General features: G+C 36.9%; 14 protein-coding genes and 1 pseudogene. 9 read left to right on the top strand and 6 right to left on the bottom strand.

What is annotated here, in order from left to right; genetic code table 11:
• Positions 1-57 precede the first annotated feature (57 nt).
• From DCC35_RS01960 to DCC35_RS01945, 4 genes are all read left to right on the top strand, one after another.
• A complete protein-coding gene (locus DCC35_RS01960) occupies positions 58-942 on the top strand; it encodes a universal stress protein (RefSeq protein ID WP_137089205.1) in 885 nt (294 codons plus the stop codon).
• A 56-nt stretch (positions 943-998) separates the two neighbouring features.
• Positions 999-2,345, top strand: coding sequence for a dGTP triphosphohydrolase (dgt, locus tag DCC35_RS01955; RefSeq protein WP_137089204.1), 1,347 nt, complete (start codon positions 999-1,001; stop codon positions 2,343-2,345).
• A gap of 164 nt (positions 2,346-2,509) precedes the next feature.
• Positions 2,510-4,834 (top strand): efflux RND transporter permease subunit, encoded by a 2,325-nt coding sequence (locus DCC35_RS01950; RefSeq protein WP_317128969.1) that lies wholly within the window; start codon positions 2,510-2,512, stop codon positions 4,832-4,834.
• Between the two features lie 161 nt (positions 4,835-4,995).
• Entirely contained in the window at positions 4,996-5,703 is a 708-nt protein-coding gene (locus DCC35_RS01945) for a DUF4412 domain-containing protein (protein ID WP_137089202.1), read from the top strand.
• 18 nt (positions 5,704-5,721) lie between these two features.
• Here the strand turns inward: DCC35_RS01945 and mazG are convergent, their stop codons facing one another.
• Positions 5,722-6,543, bottom strand: a complete 822-nt coding sequence (mazG, locus tag DCC35_RS01940) for a nucleoside triphosphate pyrophosphohydrolase (RefSeq protein WP_137089201.1) — start codon at positions 6,541-6,543, stop codon at positions 5,722-5,724.
• A gap of 87 nt (positions 6,544-6,630) precedes the next feature.
• Here mazG and DCC35_RS01935 point away from each other — a divergent pair, with 87 nt between their 5' ends.
• The 3 genes from DCC35_RS01935 (at position 6,631) to DCC35_RS01925 (ending at position 9,590) form a co-directional block, all read left to right on the top strand.
• Entirely contained in the window at positions 6,631-6,870 is a 240-nt protein-coding gene (locus DCC35_RS01935; RefSeq protein ID WP_137089200.1) for a hypothetical protein, read from the top strand.
• A gap of 82 nt (positions 6,871-6,952) precedes the next feature.
• Positions 6,953-8,350, top strand: coding sequence for a phosphoglucosamine mutase (glmM, locus tag DCC35_RS01930; protein WP_137089199.1), 1,398 nt, complete (start codon positions 6,953-6,955; stop codon positions 8,348-8,350).
• A gap of 103 nt (positions 8,351-8,453) precedes the next feature.
• Positions 8,454-9,590, top strand: coding sequence for a cysteine desulfurase family protein (locus DCC35_RS01925; RefSeq protein WP_137089198.1), 1,137 nt, complete (start codon positions 8,454-8,456; stop codon positions 9,588-9,590).
• Between the two features lie 56 nt (positions 9,591-9,646).
• Here the strand turns inward: DCC35_RS01925 and DCC35_RS01920 are convergent, their stop codons facing one another.
• A complete protein-coding gene (locus DCC35_RS01920; RefSeq protein WP_137089197.1) occupies positions 9,647-10,945 on the bottom strand; it encodes an amidohydrolase in 1,299 nt (432 codons plus the stop codon).
• 124 nt (positions 10,946-11,069) lie between these two features.
• Here DCC35_RS01920 and DCC35_RS01915 point away from each other — a divergent pair, with 124 nt between their 5' ends.
• The gene (locus DCC35_RS01915) at positions 11,070-12,005 is read left to right on the top strand and encodes a DUF6263 family protein (RefSeq protein ID WP_137089196.1); all 936 of its coding nucleotides are present in this window, start codon (positions 11,070-11,072) and stop codon (positions 12,003-12,005) included.
• Between the two features lie 29 nt (positions 12,006-12,034).
• Here DCC35_RS01915 and hemH read toward each other — a convergent pair whose 3' ends face one another.
• Entirely contained in the window at positions 12,035-13,051 is a 1,017-nt protein-coding gene (hemH, locus tag DCC35_RS01910; protein ID WP_317128968.1) for a ferrochelatase, read from the bottom strand.
• 38 nt (positions 13,052-13,089) lie between these two features.
• Entirely contained in the window at positions 13,090-14,115 is a 1,026-nt protein-coding gene (locus tag DCC35_RS01905) for an RluA family pseudouridine synthase (RefSeq protein ID WP_137089194.1), read from the bottom strand.
• A 30-nt stretch (positions 14,116-14,145) separates the two neighbouring features.
• Between DCC35_RS01905 and DCC35_RS01900 the strand changes: the two genes are divergently transcribed.
• Positions 14,146-15,045 (top strand): 1-aminocyclopropane-1-carboxylate deaminase/D-cysteine desulfhydrase, encoded by a 900-nt coding sequence (locus tag DCC35_RS01900; RefSeq protein ID WP_137089193.1) that lies wholly within the window; start codon positions 14,146-14,148, stop codon positions 15,043-15,045.
• On the opposite strand, the pseudogene radA reads toward DCC35_RS01900, so the two are convergent.
• Both radA and DCC35_RS01890 read right to left on the bottom strand, forming a co-directional pair.
• Positions 15,034-16,427: pseudogene (gene radA, locus DCC35_RS01895) on the bottom strand (DNA repair protein RadA). The gene DCC35_RS01900 and the pseudogene radA overlap by 12 nt on opposite strands.
• Positions 16,427-19,369 carry a DEAD/DEAH box helicase gene (locus DCC35_RS01890; protein WP_137089192.1) on the bottom strand — a complete coding sequence of 981 codons (2,943 nt, stop codon included), beginning with the start codon at positions 19,367-19,369 and terminating at the stop codon, positions 16,427-16,429. The pseudogene radA and the gene DCC35_RS01890 overlap by 1 nt, the downstream one beginning before the upstream one ends.
• Positions 19,370-19,397 lie beyond the last annotated feature (28 nt).

Raw genomic sequence — 19,397 nt, 5'->3', positions numbered from 1 at the left:
CTCCTGACCGACATCAAATTACGAATCTTTATAATTGATTAAATTAAGAAAAAAAGAATGGTTAATCAGTTTAAGCACGCCATAGTCGCTCTGGATAATACAGAAATGGATGTGAACCTGGTAAAATATGCATCCTTATTTTCCAACGTGGCAAATCTTGAGCAGGTAGATTTTATTCACATCATTAAAAACATGGAATATGATGATTCAGAAGGCACTCCCCTGGATGAAAAAATAGAATCACATATTCAATCGTTAGTTAACGAACATTTTAAAGCGAACACGAATTACAAGATACAGGTCAAAAAGGGAAACCCTTCAAAGGACCTATTGGAATGGGTTAAGATTAAGCATGCCGATCTGATGTTCATCGGAAATAAGGATTCTTTTAAAGGACACAACGTTTTGGGAACTAAGCTTTCTAATATGGCTCCATGTTCCTTGCTTTTTGTGCCGGAAAACTTTCACGATCACATTAATAGCGTAGCCATTACCACAGATTTTTCAGATCATTCATTTGCAGGTATCGAATTTGTAAGAGATAATCTTCCTGAAAAAACTACATCAGAGCTTATTCATGTTTATACAGTTCCTTCAGGTTATCATTTAAGTGGAAAAACCTATGAAGAGTTTTCTGAGATTATGAGAGTTAATGCGGAAAAAGACTTCAAGAGGTTTACTAAAAAGAATAAACTCGGTAACATACATTGTAATTTTTTACTTGATGAAGATGATAACCCCGCAGATAAAGTCTTGAACCAGGCTAAAATTCTGGACTCTGATCTATTAGTGGTTTCTTCTCAGGGCAGATCTTCATGGGCCGGACTGGTGCTGGGATCTACCGCGGCAAAAATCCTGAAAATAAATAGATATGTGCCCTTATTAATCCTTAAGAACAGAAAGGAAAACCTGTCATTTTTTGAAGCGATTTTAAAGGTATGATCGGATCATTATTTAATAAGTTTTAAAATAATGTATCTTGCGCCAAAATTTGACTGATGGGAAACTGGATTAAGCTTTTTGGTTTAGATGAAAATACTGTCTCCAATGGATATAACATTAGGAGCAGGTTTGAACGTGACTATGATAGAATTATCTTTTCTCAACCTTTCAGACGTCTTCAGGATAAAACACAGGTACATCCTTTGCCTGAAAGTAATTTTGTACATACAAGATTAACTCATTCTCTTGAAGTTTCCTCTGTTGCCAGAAGCCTTGGTCGAAAGGCCGGGGAGATGCTCTGCGAAGCAAGTAATGACATTAAATCAACCGGGCTTACCCCGTTTGATTTTAGTACTGTTACAGCAGCTGCCGGACTCTGTCATGATATTGGTAACCCACCATTCGGACACTCGGGAGAGGATGCTATTTCTGAATATTTTAAGACCGGTAGAGGACAAAAGTTTAAATCACATTGTTCGGAGGAAGAATGGCAGGAATTAATATCCTTTGAAGGAAACGCTCAGGGCTTCAGGCTGGCAAAAAACAAGAGTCTTGGAATTATGTTAAGCGATGCTGTTTTAGGAGCTTTCACTAAATATCCATGCAGTGCTCTCGGAATGGACAAAAAAGCGGGTGTTAAGTCTCGTAAGAAATATGGTTATTTTTCTTCTGAAGAAAAGCAATTTCAGGAATTGGCAGGTAACCTGGGGCTGATCAAAGTCGATATGGATAAAGGCATGGCCTGGAAAAGGCATCCATTAGCATTTCTGGTTGAAGCCGCTGATGATATATGTTACCATATTATCGACCTTGAAGACGCATGTAGACTTGAGATAATCAGTTTCGAACAAACCAAAAATTTTCTTGTTGAAATCATTAAAGATAAGTTTAATGAGAAAAAGTTCAATAGTTTATCTACAAGAGAAGAAAAGCTGGCTATATTAAGAGCTTTAGCGATAAACAAATTGGTAGATCAGGCAGGTTCAATATTCGTTGAAAGCGAAAAACAGATTCTTTCAGGTGAATTCGATCAATCGATATTTAATCTTTTACCTTCTAAAGAGGTCTTAAATGAAATCCAACAGGTTTCGGTTAAAGAAATTTACCAGAATATCCAGGTCGTTGAAACAGAAGTTGCCGGTTTTGAAGTAGTAGATGGTCTTTTAAATAAATTTATCGAAGCAGGATTTAGAATGGTTTTTGATAATGAAAATCGCTCTGGTGCTGATAAAAGGCTCATTCAAATGCTTCCTGAGCTAAATAGAATAAATGTTTTAGAGGCGAAGACTGTTTACAGTTTAATTCGTGAAATCATCGATATGGTTTCCGGGTTATCTGATAGTCATGCAGTAAGCATTTATCGTAAGATTACCGGTCAAACTATTCCTGGTATGAGAAATTGACAGATGTAATTTTAATTGGGTGATTATATAATAATGAACTGAAATAAAAGATTTTATTTCCCTAGTTTTGCACTTTTGCCGAGATCATGTGGACAAGCATATCACATATAATACTTAAATTCCGAGTTATTCTAATAGCTATTATAGCTGTTATTACGGGTTTTATGGCTTTTAAAGCTAAAGACCTGGAGGTATCTTATGATTTTGCTAAAATCGTCCCCCCTTCTGATAGCTTGATGATCAATTATCAGGCATTTAAAAAACAATTTGGTGAAGATGCTAATCTCCTCGTACTGGGGATGAAAGATAGCTCGGTTTATGAGCTGGAAAACTTTCAAAACCTCTATTATCTGACTAATGAGTTAGAAAATCTAGAAGGAGTTAATAATGTTTTGTCTCTAGCAAGTATGCAAATACTGGAGAAAAACACTTCTGAAAGGAGATTTGATCCAAAACCGATTTTTAAATCAGTACCTGAAACAGACGAAGAACTCGATTCATTATTAAGTGTTGCTGCGGACCAGCGGTTTTATACCGGCCAGATCATAAATCCATCAAATGGATCAACAGTATTGCTGCTTTCTTTAGATTCGGAAATAATTAATTCAGATAAGCGGTTGAGACTGATCAATGATATTGAGCTGGCCGCTGAAAAGTTTTCTGAAGTATCTGATATCGACATACATTATGCCGGCATTCCTTTTATCAGGTCGGTGATGAGTGCCAAGGTGCAGAAAGAATTAAATAAGTTTCTTATTCTTTCAGGAGTCGTTACAGCATTAATTCTGTTTTTCTTTTTTAGGTCATTTTCCGCTGTATTCTTTCCTATGATCGTTATTGGAGTAATGGTGATCTGGGTTATGGGTACGACACACCTTTTGGGATACAAGATGACCTTATTGACAGGGTTGCTTCCACCGATTATAGTCGTCATAGGAGTTCCTAATTGTATCTATTTACTCAACAGGTATCATCAGGAAGTTGCAAATCACGGAAACCAGGTCCTTGCCCTTTCAAGAATGATTAGAAAAATAGGCCTTGTGGCGCTTGTAACTAATTTTACAACTGCAGTGGGGTTTGTTGTCCTTGCATTCAATGATATTACCATTTTAAAAGAATTTGGAATTGTTGCCGGTATTAATATCATGATGACTTATGTCGTCAGTATTATATTAATTCCAAGTGTATTTTCGTTCCTGCCGGCTCCAAAGTCCAGACACTTAAAGCATCTCGATTTTAAATTGGTTGGTAAGTCAATAAAAATCTTAGACCTGTTAGTTCACAGACATCGATATGCTGTCTTTGTAGTGACTGGCGCATTATTAGCAATTTTTATTTATGGAGCCACAAAGGTAGAAAGTGTCTCTTACATGGTTGATGATATCCCTGAAGATAGTAAGATCAAGAAAGACCTTGCCTTCTTCGAAAATAATTTCTCAGGGGTAATGCCTTTGGAAGTATATATTGATACGAAAAAAGAGCAGGGAATCAGGTCGTTATCAGTTTTAAGAAGAGTTGAACAATTCGAGGATACATTAACATCTCTTCAAGACCTTTCGGGTCCTGTATCAATGGTAAGTTTTATAAAGGCAGTTCGGTCAGCATATTACAACAATAGTCCTTCACAGTATAGACTACCTTCAGGTCGTGAACAAGCTTTTATTTATAGCTATTTACGAAATGCCGAATCTAGTAATGAATTGGTAGAGTCTTTTATTGATTCAACGGGTCAAAAAATGAGGGTATCATTAAAAATGGCTGACATCGGCTCGAATAAAATGGATAGCCTGGTAGAAAATGTTATCGTTCCAGCTAAAAATGAAATTTTTGAAGGGTCGGATATAGATGTAAGCCTGACTGGTACCACCTTATTATTTATAAAGGGAAATAAATATCTGATTGAAAACCTGAGGCAAAGCCTGGTTCTTGCTTTCATAATTATCAGTATAATCATGGCAATTCTTTTTGCTAACGTCAGGATGATCATCATCAGTTTGATTCCTAACTTTATACCATTGATCATCACAGCTGGTATTATGGGTTATGCAGGAATTCCTCTTAAGCCCTCTACCGCATTGATCTTCTCAATTGCTTTTGGTATTTCCGTAGATGATTCAATTCACTTTCTCGCCAAATACAGACAAGCTCTCTTTAACAGTAACTTTTTTGTTCCGATTGCTATTTCTAAAAGCTTGAAGGAAGTAGGCCAGTCAATGATTTACACTTCGATCGTTTTATTCTTTGGGTTTGTGATTTTTGCCTTCTCTGAGTTTGGTGGTACTGTAGCCCTGGGTATCCTAACTTCCCTGACTCTACTGGTCGCCATGATTACCAATCTGGTTGTTTTGCCAGCTTTACTAATGGTGTTTGATAAAGGAAAAAGGGAAAAAGATTCTCATCCGCTGATTGAACAATATGATGAGTTTTATCTCGCAGACGAGGATGAAGAGATCGAAATAAAAGCTATTGAAGTAAAAAAAGAGAATTGACCAAAAGGTTAATTTGTTTACGGTCCTTAAAATTACTTCAGTTCAATAACAAGAACCTATCTTTTTATAATTCACTGATTAAAAAAAAGGCTTTAAAATATTGCTTTCCTCTATTTAATTGGTTAATTCTAAGTTGTCTATCATTTAAACACAACCTAACCATGAAAATAAAAAACTTAGTACCAATAGCATTTCTAGTATTAGCTCTGTTATCATTTACTGAAAAAGAAGGAGCTCCAGCAATAGACGAATTTGAATTCGATGGTCATATAACTTATGATATGACATATGTTGATAAGAAAGGTCGTGAACAGAACTTTCCCTATACTATATATTTCAATGAGGGAGACGAGTTGTTCGGAGTTAAAATGATCATGAATGATAAAAAGGCTACCGGCGAGACCATTATTATTTATAATAAGTCTGATAAAAAGATGCACATGCTGATGGATAATGAGGGCGAAAAGACTGCAATGGCAATGCCTTTTAATCCAAAGCAACTTGAAAAAGCTTCTGAAAACATGGAACCGGAAGATTTCACTTTCGAAAAAACAGGGAAAACCAAAGAGATATTAGGATATACTTGCCATGAATACAGATTTGAGTCTGACGATGCATCAGGAACAAGCTGGATCACTGAGGAGGCTAATATTTCTGCTTCTCAAATAGCCGGCCTTCTTGGAATGGGAAACAAAGGGAAAAATAAAAATCCTTTGATGGGTGCTTATCCGGAAGGTATAATGATGGAATCTGAAGGAGAAACTAAAAAAGGCGAAAAATATAAAATGGTTGTTACTGAATTAAATACAGATACTCCGGTAACGATCAGTACTGAAGGATATAAATCAATGATGAGTTTTGGAAAGTAAAGGGTGAACAATCACCTTTTACTTTTTCTTTGCTTCCTCCCAAAGTTCATCCATTTCTGCGAGTGACATGTCACTTAAGGATTTTCCTATTTCTTTAGATCTTGTTTCAATATAATTAAACCTCTTGATGAACTTCTTATTTGTTTTTTCCAGAGCTTCTTCAGGGTTTATATTTGCAAATCTGGCATAGTTTATCAGGCTGAATATAACATCTCCAAATTCTTCTGTGGCCTCATCAGTATTAGTGATATCTCCTTTTTCTATATCTACTTGCTCTTTAAATTCATTTAGTTCCTCCTGGACTTTTTCCCAAACCTGTCCACGTTCTTCCCAGTCAAAACCAGCTCCCCGAGCTTTTTCCTGGATACGCATCGCCTTAACCAACGCAGGAAGTGATTTAGGAACGCCGCCCAATACTGTTTTATTTCCTCCTTTTTCTTTAAGCTTGATTTTTTCCCAATTTGCTTTTACTGCTTCTTCATTATCTGCTTTTACATCACCGTAAATATGGGGGTGACGATGAACCAACTTATCGCAAACCCCATGTAAAACATCAGAAATATCAAAGGCTCCTTTTTCATCAGCAATTCTGGAATAAAACACCATGTGGAGCATAATATCACCAAGCTCTTTTTTTATTTCGCTTAAATCATTTTCAATTATCGCATCAGAGAGCTCATAAGTTTCTTCAATGGTCAGGTGTCTTAAACTTTCGATAGTTTGTTTTTTATCCCATGGACAATTAAGGCGTAACTCATCCATAATAGTGAGTAGCCGATCGAACGCCTCAAGCTTTTTTTCGCGGTTATTGTCTTTGGGTGCCAGTGGTTTATGATGCATGTTTACATTTACTTTTACTTAAAAAAACATTCCTGAATAAGTGTCGTTTAACCAAACAGAGGTAACTTTGCATAAAAGTAAACAATCATGTGGACAGTTTTATTAGGAATAGGTTTTGTTGCATTGTTTTTTGCATTAATGTCAGTCAGATTGCTCTTTTTAAAAAACGGAGAGTTTAAAGGAACATGTGCTTCTCAGAGTCCTTTTTTAAATAAAGAAGGAGCGACTTGTGGATATTGCGGGAAAACAATGGAAGCCGGTGAAACCTGCGGGAAAGAAGAGGAGAGCAATAATGAGGTCGAAAAAGTGTTGGCCCGCTTCAAATAATTTTCATTTATAATTTCAGGTCGATAAAATAGTTCCTTCAGATTCACTAGATTTGTCCGAAGGAATTAAAACTTATTAATCAGTGACATTAATTAAATCTATCTCCGGAATCAGAGGAACAATCGGGGGAAAACAAGGTGAGGCTTTGACCCCACTCGATGCTGTAAAATTCGCATCGGCATATGGTCAATGGTTACTCGAAAGGAATAATGGAAATAAGGCTAAAGTTGTTATCGGCAGAGATGCCCGCCCATCCGGGGAAATGATTAATAATCTGGTCTGCTCAACCCTGCAGGGACTTGGAATTAATATTATTGATCTCGGTTTATCTACAACTCCAACAGTTGAGATGATGGTCGTTGAGGAAAATGCCAACGGCGGAATTATTCTGACAGCCTCTCACAATCCTATCCAATGGAATGCCTTAAAGCTTCTTAATGATAAAGGGGAATTTATTTCCGGTGATGAAGGAAAAAAAATCCTTGAAATTGCCGAAGAGGGAAATACGACTTTCGCTGGTGTTAAGCAACTCGGTTCGATTTCAGAAAAGCCAGATGCCCTGGATCTACACATAAATAAGATTCTTGAACTTCCATTAGTTGATAAAAAGGCAATTGAAGAAGCGAAATTTAAAATAGCTGTAGATGCTGTTAATTCTTCCGGAGGTATTGCTGTTCCAAGATTGCTTGAGGCTCTTGGAGTTCTCGTTGTAGAAAAAATACATTGCGAACCGGATGGTCTCTTTGCCCATAATCCGGAACCTTTGCCTGAACATCTGGGAGATATAATTAAAACAATAGAAAAAGGAAGCTTTGACCTTGGAATTGTTGTTGATCCCGATGTTGACAGATTAGCATTGATCTGTGATGATGGAACACCTTTTGGTGAAGAATATACCCTGGTAGCCGTTTCAGACTATATTTTGACTAATAATTCAGGAAATACTGTTTCAAACCTGAGTTCTACACGAGCATTGCGCGATGTAACCGAAAAGCATGGCGGTGAATATTCTGCTTCTGCAGTAGGAGAGGTAAATGTTGTTGAAAAAATGAAAGAGGTAAATGCTGTAATTGGCGGAGAAGGAAACGGAGGAATTATTTATCCAGAACTTCATTATGGCAGAGATGCGCTAGTAGGGATAGCTTTGTTCTTAACTCATTTAGCAAAATTTGGTAAATCATCGAGCATGCTGAGATCAAAATATCCTAATTATCACATTTCGAAAAATAAGATTGAATTAACTCCGGGAATCGATGTCGATGAAATCTTAGATTCAGTAAAGAAGAAATATCAAAAGCAACCTGTAAACACGGTTGATGGTGTGAAGATCGAATTCGATAAGGAATGGGTACACTTAAGAAAAAGTAATACTGAACCAATTATCAGAATTTACAGTGAATCTGAGTCTGAGGCCACAGCAGAGCATTTAGCCCATAAAATAATGGATGATATCAGAGAGATTATTCACCATAGAGAATAGAATAAACTAAGTAAGAAAATTCAAGGGATTGGTGAATAGCCAATCCCTTTTTTATTTAATCAAAATGAATTTTATGTATCTTTGTAAATAAAATAATTCAATAATGAGGTTTTACTTTGATAACGCTGCGACAACTCCAATAGATGAAAGGGTGCTGGAGGTTATGATCCCACTTATGAGAGATGGATACGGAAATCCATCATCTACCCATGCTCATGGGCGGGCTGTCAGATCAGAAATCGAAAGTGCCAGGAAAAAAGTAGCACAACTTATCAATGCAACACCTTCTGAAATATTTTTTACCTCCGGAGGTACTGAAGCAGATAACATGGCTTTGAGATGTGCTGTGGAAACTTTTGGCTATCAAAGGTTAATCACATCCAGGATTGAACATCATGCTGTTTTACATACTTCACAATATTTGGGCGAACATGGGGTAGAACTATCCTTTGTTGAATTAGATTCTGATGGTGTGGTAAATTATGAACACCTTGAAAGCTTACTGAAGGAAGAAAAGTCAACGATGGTCAGTTTAATGCATGCAAATAATGAGATTGGGAATCTAACGGATATCCAAAAGGTTTCTGACCTCTGCAAAGAATATGATGCGTTTTTTCATACCGATACGGTCCAAACCATGGGGCATTTCGAACATGATGTTAAAAAGCTAGATCTGAATACTTTGGCAGCTTCAGCTCATAAATTTCACGGACCAAAAGGTGCCGGGTTTATTTATGTCAATAAAAATAAAAGGATTCCTGCCTTTATTCATGGAGGAGCTCAGGAAAGGGGGCTCCGAGGAGGCACCGAAAATGTATATGGTATCGTGGGGCTTGCTAAAGCACTTGAGCTAAGCTACAATGAAATGAACGAAGACAGAGCAAAGATTGAAAGAGTTAAAAGCAGACTGATTAAGAGATTGAAAGAAGAGGTAGAAGGTGTTACTTTTAATGGTATGAGCGGAGACTTAAATAATAGTTTATATACTGTCCTTTCGGTTAATTTTCCTGAAAGAATGGATAAAGATATGCTGTTATTTAATCTAGATCTTAAGGGTATTTCCTGCTCCGGTGGATCGGCGTGTTCTTCCGGTGCTGCAACTGGTTCTCATGTGTTGGCTGAATTAGATAGAGATGAAAATCAAGCTGCGGTGAGGTTTTCTTTTGGAAGGTTTAACACTATAGAGGAGGCTGATTATCTTATTGATACAATCAAAGAATTTGACAGGGTAAATGCCTGAATATAATAGTTAAGGAACTATAGAAAAGCCCTTCATTATTTGAAGGGCTTTTTTTATTAATTGCTATTCATGTAATCGAGGGTAATATTAAGGAAGGCTTTCATGCCAGTAAGCATACCAGCCTCATCAATCATGAAATCGGGAGTATGGTGTTGAGATGTGATTTTTTCTTTTCTTTTGTCATCGCTCTCGACTTTTCCTCCGATAAAGAAATATACGCCTGGAATTTTTTCCTGAAAATAAGCAAAATCTTCTCCTCCGGTTATGGCTTGTGTAACCACTAAGTCTCCATTTAACGCTGCTTTTTTAAGAGAAGGCATTACCTTTTCTGTTAGTTCATGATTATTGTAGGTTACGGGTACCATTTTTTGGATTTCTACTTCTGCTGTACCTCCATGTGATTCCGCAATATTAGAAGCTACCAGTTTCATTCTCCGATGTATTTCTTTTCGCATATCACCATCCAGAGTTCTGATCGTTCCCGTTAGTTCAGCCTCTTCCGGAATGATATTAAACCTAACTCCGGACTTTATCATTCCCACACTAATAACAGCAGCTTCTTTAGTCAATTCTGTATGACGGCTGATAATATGCTGTAGACCGTTAATTATCTGTCCTGAAATAGCAATGGGATCAGTTCCGCCCCATGGAGTAGAACCATGAGTCTGACTTCCTTTTATTTTTATTACAAACCTATCTGAGGCAGCCATTATACCTCCTTTTTTTATCTTTATTTGTCCTACAGGAGTTCCTGCATTAATATGAAGGCCAAATATTGCATCTACATCTGGGTTTTTTAGCACTCCTTCTTTGACCATTAATTCAGCGCCACCTTCCTCTCCGGGAGGAGCTCCTTCCTCTGCAGGTTGAAATATAAACTTTACAGTTCCTTTTAAGTCATCTTTCATGGAAGAAAGTACTTCTGCTACTCCCATTAAAATAGCAATGTGTGTATCATGCCCACAGGCATGCATAACACCTGTTTCCTGATCATTATATTCAGCAATTACTTTACTTTTGAATTCAAGATCAGTTCTTTCAGTCACAGGTAAGGCATCAATATCAGCTCTTAAGCCGACAACGGGGCCGGGTTTTCCCCCTTTAAGTATTCCAACAACTCCTGTTTTTGCAACTCCTGTTTGAACCTCAATACCCAATGATCTCAGATGATTTGCAATCTTTTCAGCTGTTTTGAATTCACGGTTACTCAGTTCGGGGTTTTGGTGAAAATATCTTCTTAGTTCAATAACTTTTTGTTCAATTTCTTCAGCTTTTTGTCCTGCCTTTTCGTTTAGCTTTTGACCACAGATTATTGCAGGTAATAAAAAGAAAAAAGAGATAATATGTCGCTTCATAGATGTATTGTTTTTACCATTTATCAAATTATAGATGATTATATAAAATTTATCTTATCTAATCCTAAATTGTTTATTAAATTAGCTTTTCTTTATGATCATTCAATTAGAAATAATAAGAAAAATGACTAGACAACTAAAACTATTACCTGTATTGATTTTCATTGGTGTGGCGATATCTTTTGCTTTCACTATAATTAAAAATGAAATCAGCTATGATTTTAATGAGGGAGATAAATTCAAGTATTCATATTCTTCAGATACAAAAGTGGTGCAAACCATCATGAGTCAAAAACAGGAAATTGAAAACTCTTCAGTTTATGTATTTGATATTAATGTATTAGAAGCCTCAGGATCCTCATACACCATGGAGGCTGTAATTTCATCGTTCAAGAATGTATCCTCAGCGAATGGAAATGTATCCGAATACGATTCAGAAGATCCGGAAAAAGCCGGAGGTCAAACCGGGATGATATATAAAAATTTAAAGGGTCATAAATATTCTTTTAAAATAGATAACAACGGGAATATTTCAGATCTCGAAGGAGCGGATGAGCTGGTTAATAAAATAGTAGGGTCTCTGGAGAACTTACCTCCAGCACAGGTTGAGATGTTAAAAAGTCAATTGGAAGCATCTATGTCAAAAGATCAGATTGCAGAAATGTTTAATCAGATTTTCATTACTCTTAAAGACGGAGGAGCTTCTAAGGGCGATACATGGAATAAGACCAGTGAAATTTCTGTATCTAGCTTTAGTATGAAGGCGACAAAAGATTTTAATTATGCCTCTACAGAAAATAAGATGGCTAAAGTTGATATCAAGGGAAATATGAAGACTTCTGAAGGTGCAACCATGAATTTGATGGGAATGCCAGCTAAAATTAATCTTTCCGGACAGCTCCAGGGAGAGGCATTGTTAGATTCTGAATCTATCCCTCAAAAAGCATTATTTATGCAAGTAGCTAAAGGAGATGTGAAAATCACTGAACCAACCAGCGGTCAATTAATGGTAATACCAATGGAATTGACAACTCAGATCAAAGTACAAAACTTGGAATAAATAAAAAAGGCTGCATTTGCAGCCTTTTTTTATACTCTATTCTTTACAATATCTTTTAAACACTCTATCCAGGTCGGATGATCATTTAGGCTTGGTACTAATTGAACTTTTTCACCTCCATGTTCTTCAAATAGTTCCTGATATCCTTCTCCTATCTCAATAATAGTTTCCAGGCAGTCTGCAGTGAATGCAGGACTAAAAAATAACAATTTTTTTGCTCCTTTTTGTGCTTGTTCAATGATGGTTTTATCAGCAAAAGGTTCAAGCCATTTATTATCTAGCCTTGACTGAAAAGCAACTGTATATTTTTCCTCAGGAATGTTTAACGCTTCAGCTATAGCTCGAGTGGTAGCATATGAGGTGGCCTTGTAGCAGAACTTGTTTTCTTCATTGACCTCTTTTTCACAATCTCTGTCTTCGCAAAGACCATTGTCGTACACTTTGTCAACCTGTCTTGTTGGTAGTCCATGATAACTAAAAATCACATGGTCGTAATCTTCAATCTTAAATTGACGCCCTAGTTCAGCATAGGCTTGTATGTAAAGAGGATGGTCATAAAACTGGCCTACGAATTCAAGCTCAGGAATTACCCACCATTTACTAATGACTCTGAAAACCTCTTCGATAGCTGATCCATTTGTAGCTGATGCATATTGTGGAAATAAAGGAAGGATAATTATTTTGTCATAATTTTCTTTTCTCATTTTTTCAAGAACATCAGGAATTGATGGGTTCTTGTATCTCATCGCCAGTTCCACAGTGATGTCGTTGCCTAAAGACTCTTGTAGTTTTTCTTTAGTTTGTTCGCTATAGTATAGAAGCGGAGAGCCTTTATCTGTCCACAATTTTTTATACTCCTCTGCTGATTTGGGAGCTCGAAAAGGAACTATTATTCCATTAACCAGTACTTTTCTTAAGACGACAGGAATGTCAATGACTCTTGGGTCATTAAGAAATTGAAATAGATAAGACCTGACATCAGATACTTTTGGACTATCAGGTGTTCCTAGATTGATAAGTAAAACTCCGGTTTTTTTATTTTTCATATTCATATTTGAATCAAACACTAAAAGAAAGTATATGTTTAATTATATTGAACGTAATGTCTCCACTTTTCTATTACGGAATTAAAATCATCTGGTAGCTCAGATTCAAAATATAATTTTTCTTCGGTAATTGGATGGATAAAGCCAAGAGACTTCGCATGTAAAGCCTGCCTTGGCATCAACTTAAAACAATTTTCCACGAAACTATTATATTTAGAGAAACGGGCCCCTTTTAAAATTTTATCTCCACCATATGTGCTGTCATTAAATAATGGATGTCCAATAGATTTCAGGTGTGCTCTTATTTGATGGGTTCTTCCTGTTTCTAGTTTACATTGCACCAGAGATACATACCTCAAGTCTTCGAGCACTTTATAATGAGTTATGGCGTGTTTTCCTCCCTTTTCTTCATCCACCACAGTTACTACCCTTCGGTCTTTTGGATGCCTTCCCAATGGAGAATTGATTGTTGCTTTTTCTTCTTTTGGAATACCCCACACCATAGCAATATAAGTTCGATCAATGGTGTGGTCAAAAAATTGCTTTGCTAATCCGGTCATAGCTAATTCGGACTTTGCAATAACCAGTAATCCACTTGTGTCTTTGTCAATGCGGTGGACGAGACCTGGCCTTCCTGTATTACCTGGCATTTCCGGCAGTTGTTCAAAATGGAAAGCCAGGGCGTTAACCAGAGTTCCACTCCAGTTATTATATGCCGGATGAACCACCATACCTGCGGGCTTTTCGACTACCAATAAATGATCATCTTCATATTTTATGTCCAGAGGAATGTCCTCTGGTATTACCTCCGATTCTTTTGGAGGCTCTGGTAAGGCAATAATAATTTCATCATCAGGGTGAACCTTGTAATTAGGTTTGACATTTTTGTTATTAACCTTCACGAAACCATCTTTGATGGCTGTTTGCAATTTTGAACGGGTTACATTAGGCAATCGGTCCATCAAAAACTTATCGATCCTTAATAATGTTTGTTTAGGATCACAGATTATACGATAGTGTTCGTATAATTCATCGCTATCTGAATACTCTTCTATATCTTGCATTGAATTGCGAAGTTAGTCTATTTTTAATTTATGGAAAAGCCAGCTATAATTGACCATTTGTTTAGCGACTTTTTGAAAGAACACAAAGTTCAAGTTGATATTCTTCGAGAAGACCTTTTGCATCCACAAATTAGTGGAAATAAATACTGGAAGCTTAAATATTTTATTAAAGAAGCCCAGGAAAAAAATTATAACACTCTTATCAGTTTTGGAGGAGCTTATAGTAATCATATCCATGCGCTTGCTTATACAGGCAAAAAGTTCGGTTTTAAAACAATTGGGATTATAAGAGGTGAAGAACTTGCTGCCAAAGAAAGAAACCCTACCTTATATGATGCCGAGCAATACGGTATGAAATTAGATTTTATAAGCCGAAAGGATTATAAAATGAGGTTTGATACTAAATTCTTAGATACAATTAAGAAGAAACATCCAAATTCGTTGATTATTCCGGAAGGAGGAGCTGGTGATACTGGTGAAAAGGGAGTTGTTGATATGATTGGACGCATTCAAAATATAAGTCAATATAATTATATTTTAGTTTGCTCCGGAACTTCAACTACTGCTATTGGAATAGCAAAAGCTGTAAAAGATAGCGAGACTAAAGTTATTACTGTACCAGCTCTTAATCTTAGGCAAACATTATTAAATGTAAATGACCGATTGGTTAAATATGGTATAGATCCGTTGATCTCATGGCAGGAATATACTTTTGGAGGATATGGAAAGTTTCCGGATGAGCTCAGAAGCTTCTGTAAGGATTTTCAAAAAGAGTATAATATCCTTCCTGATCCGGTATATACCAGTAAGGGCCTTTATGGATTGCTTGATAAAATAAGTCAGGGGTATTTTAAGAAAGGAACCAAAATATTATTTGTTCATACCGGAGGGTTACAAGGCTGGCGAGGATACAATAAGTTATCTGACTAACCAATCTGAAAGGGCATCCCCCAGTTTGTTGCACCAACCAAGAGTCAGATTATTATATTCATTACTAATAGATTTCTTCTGCATATTACTGAGATAGAAAGTATCAAGACCAAGTTTACTTGCTTCTGCTAATCGACTATCTATCCTGTTGACTGCTCTGATTTCACCACTTAGTCCTACCTCTCCAGCAAAACAAGCGTCTTTTGGCACAGGAATCTCATTGGCGCTACTGATTACCGCTGCACAAACTGCCAAATCAATTGCAGGATCTTCAATTTTTATACCTCCGGCAATATTGATAAACACATCAAACGAGCCCAGTCGAAACCCCATTCGTTTTTCAAGAACGGCTAAAAGCATATTTAGTCTTTTGACGTCAAACCCTGTGCAGGTCCTTTGGGGGTCCCATAAGCTGCTGTGCTCACTAGCGCCTGGATTTCTACTAGTAGGGGCCTGTTTCCTTCCAAAGTAGCTCCAATAGCAATTCCTGACGCATGCTCTTCTCTTTGGGAAAGTAAGATTTCTGATGGGTTATTGACTTGTCTTAGACCATCTTTAATCATTTCGTAGATTCCAAGCTCTGCTGTACTTCCAAATCTGTTTTTAGTGGTACGAAGAATCCGGTAGCTCATATGTCTGTCTCCTTCAAACTGAAGTACCGTATCAACCATATGCTCTAATATCTTCGGGCCAGCTATACTTCCATCTTTTGTGATATGACCAATGAGGATAACGGATGTCTGGGTTTTTTTGGCAAACTTCATAAAGGTTGCAGTACAATCTCTAATCTGGGTAATGCTACCTGCCATTGAATCATTATGAGGAGTAACCGTGGTTTGGATAGAATCAACGATAATAAGATCCGGGTCGATCGTTTTAATTTCGTTGAATATATGGTCAACTTGTGTTTCGGTAAGTAAATAGATTTCGCTAGCCTCAAGCCCCATTCGCTTTGCTCTCATACTGATTTGCTGGGCACTTTCTTCTCCGCTTATATATAATACTTTTTTGTTCTTCCCTAATGATTGAGAAATCTGAAGCATTAAAGTAGACTTTCCTATTCCGGGCTCACCACCAATTAATACCAGAGATCCGGGAACGATTCCTCCGCCCAACACTCTGTTAAACTCCAGGTCTTCAGTGATTATACGAGGCTGTTCGTCAGTACTTACTTCAGAAAGTCTTGAAGCCTTATTTTTTAGTAAGCCATTTGACTTGTTTTCCGGCTCTTCCCATAAAGTTTCAGGTTCATTCTTTTTACCGGAACCCAGCTTTATTTCTTTAAAAGTGTTCCATTGAGAACAGGAAGGGCACTTTCCAAGCCACTTTGGCGAATCATAGCCACAATTATCACAAACGTATGCAGTTTTTTGTTTAGCCATCAGGTGAATAATGCTTCTATGTCTGCTTTATCAAGGCTCTTCATAAAGCTTTCTTCTGTATTAATAAGCTCATCAGCTAATTTTAATTTGCTTTGCTGAAGGGTCAGTATTTTTTCTTCGACGGTATCTCTCATAATGAATTTATAAGTAAATACCTGGTTAGTCTGCCCTATCCTGTGAGCTCTATCTACTGCCTGTGCTTCAATCGCCGGGTTCCACCATGGATCTAACAGAAATACATAATCTGCTTTTGTTAGATTTAATCCCAAGCCTCCAGCTTTCAAAGAAATTAAAAACACCTTAACCGACTGGTCATCCTGAAACTTTTCAACCTGACCCTGCCTGTCTTTTGTAGAACCGTCGAGGTAGCAGTATTTTATTTTTTCTTTATCGAGATGTTTTTTTACAATATTCAAATGCTTTACAAACTGAGAAAACACAAGTACTTTATGATCATCACTTATGGCGTCATTTAATCTGATCATAACATCTTCCATTTTTCCACTTTCTCCTTTGTAGTCTTCTTCTACCATTTTAGGGTGGTTTGCTAACTGTCGCAATTTGGTTAACCCCTGTAATACCATCATGCGGCTTTTTTTCATTCCCTGAAGTTCGATCTCATCCATGATCTTATTTCGGTAGAAGCTTTTTACTTCCTCATATTTTTCTTCCTGTTCCGTGGACATCGTAGTATAGATGATGTTTTCTATTTTAGGAGGAAGGTCTTTCGCTACTTGTGATTTATGCCTTCTCAGGATAAAGGGCTTAATAATATTGTAAAGCTTTTTAATCTTTGATTCGTCCTGGTTTTTTTCAATCGGCTGCAGAAATTCATTTTTAAAGAATGATTGCGAACCGAGTAATCCCGGATTAACAAAAGACATTTGAGACCAAAGGTCCAGCGTAGTATTTTCAAGAGGAGTACCGGTAAGGATAAGTCTGAATTTAGAGCGCAAGTCTCTCACCGCCTTTGCAATATTGCTATTCGGGTTTTTAATAACCTGAGACTCATCCAGTATTATATAATTAAAGAAGTAATCTTTAAGAATATCCACATCGAGTCTTACAATACCGTAACTCGTTAATATAATGTCGTAACCTTCAAATTGGTTAACGTCTTTTTCTCTGTTTGTACCTGTATAAAGAAAGACTTTCAGGTTAGGAGTGAATTTTTCAGCTTCTTTTTGCCAGTTGTATAAAAGAGAGGTTGGCATAATCAAAAGCGAAGCTTTTTCCATTCCCTGATCCTTTTCATCTTGTAGTAGCGCGAGGGTCTGAACTGTTTTTCCTAAACCCATGTCATCTGCAAGGCAGCCACCGAAATTATAATTGTTCAGAAACTTCATCCAGTTAAACCCGGCCTTTTGATAAGGTCTTAATTTTCCACTAAAATTTTCCGGCATCGGATAGTCATCGATCTTGTTAAAATCTTTCAATGACTCGAGTTTGGTGGAAATATTCACCTTGGCCAGGTTTCCGTGTTTCAGCTCGTCAACCAAGGCAACATGGTGTTTGTTGAGGGCCATTCTTTCGCTGGAGTCCTCTCCGTTTTCTTGCATAAAAGAAAACAGTTCACCGTATTTTGAGAACCAGGCCTCAGGGATTACAGCTATTTCACCGTTTGGAAGAGAAAATTCTCTTTTCTTTTTAACTATATATTTTCGAAGATCTTTGAAAGGAATCTTAAAGTCTCCAAACTCAATTACCGCATGAATATCAAACCAGTCATTTTTTTCATTGACTTCAAGGTTAATATTCGGCTTACCCAGGAAGTACTTTTTGTTTTCTACATCTTTCTGAATGAGCTTAAATCCTTTTTCCTCCAGTTTAAATTTATATAAGGTTAGCCAGGCAAAAGCATCTTGTTTAGATAGAGTCAACCTTCCGTGCTTTAATAAAAGGTCGATCTCTTTAAGGTATTGGATGATTTGTCTTTCTTTTTCAGGATCACGACTTACCTTATGGAATAAAAATGAATCCTCAGTTTTTTCCATCCTAACGGATGATTTCTGATTGGCTTCACCTTTAAATTCGTAGGGACCATATTTAAACTTAAGTTCAAATAAGATTTTTTCCCTGTCTTCAACATTAGCACCTGGCTTTTTATCATCAAATAAAGTGCCTTGTGTTGTTTCTGCTGCTGCGAGTGTAGAGAAATAAATGTATGGATTAACACCATAGGCCTCATTAATAATATCAAAGCCTTTAGCGGTAACGTCAAAATTTGCAATTAGCGGGCAAACGAATTTTTCATAGTACGTTTCCTCTATTTTCCCGGGGATAAGAATAAACTTCTTTCTGAGAAAAGGAATAAGTTTTTTGCCTTCCGGATTCTTTTCGAAGTGGTATAACCTGCCTTCGACTACCATGTATGCAGGCTCATTACACAATATATAAGAATCCTTATAAGTAAAGTCTACTTTTGCACCGTTATGCTTAATTGTCGGCCAATAGTGAGTGTTGTCTTCATTGCGGTGGAAATGAAAAAGTATAGTGGCAGCTTTATCCTGATAGAAGATCTCCTTCCAGGCAGGTTCTCCATCGGAACCCATCTCGAAAAGTCTTTTACCTTTAATCTTTTTTAGGATTTCAGCTCGTCTTAAATCAAGATACCTTTCAATTTCCTTCTGCAGAAGTTTGTTGCCTTTTTCCTTATCAAATACTTTCAGGAAAAAGTCCTCAGTTTTCATAGGTTTCTTTGAAAACTTTCTGGCTACAACATCCTGCTGCATACTGTCCATAAACTCGATCAACTCATAGTCAACTTCATCCAGACCTGAACTAAATTCTTCAGCGTTCTTTATTGAAATATTTTGATGCTGAAAAGTCAGACCTCCGTTATCATCGAGATGAACAATGTAGGATTCGAATAGATATCCGAGATACTCATGTTCAAAAACTGAATAAATGATTTGGAACGGCTGAGCGCTCGAAACCTTCATAATGCAACATTTTTTGGCAAACAATGAA

The sequence above is a fragment of the Mangrovivirga cuniculi genome (genome assembly GCF_005166025.1).
Classification (GTDB): domain Bacteria; phylum Bacteroidota; class Bacteroidia; order Cytophagales; family Cyclobacteriaceae; genus Mangrovivirga; species Mangrovivirga cuniculi.
This window is presented reverse-complemented; position numbering and strand designations above follow the sequence as displayed.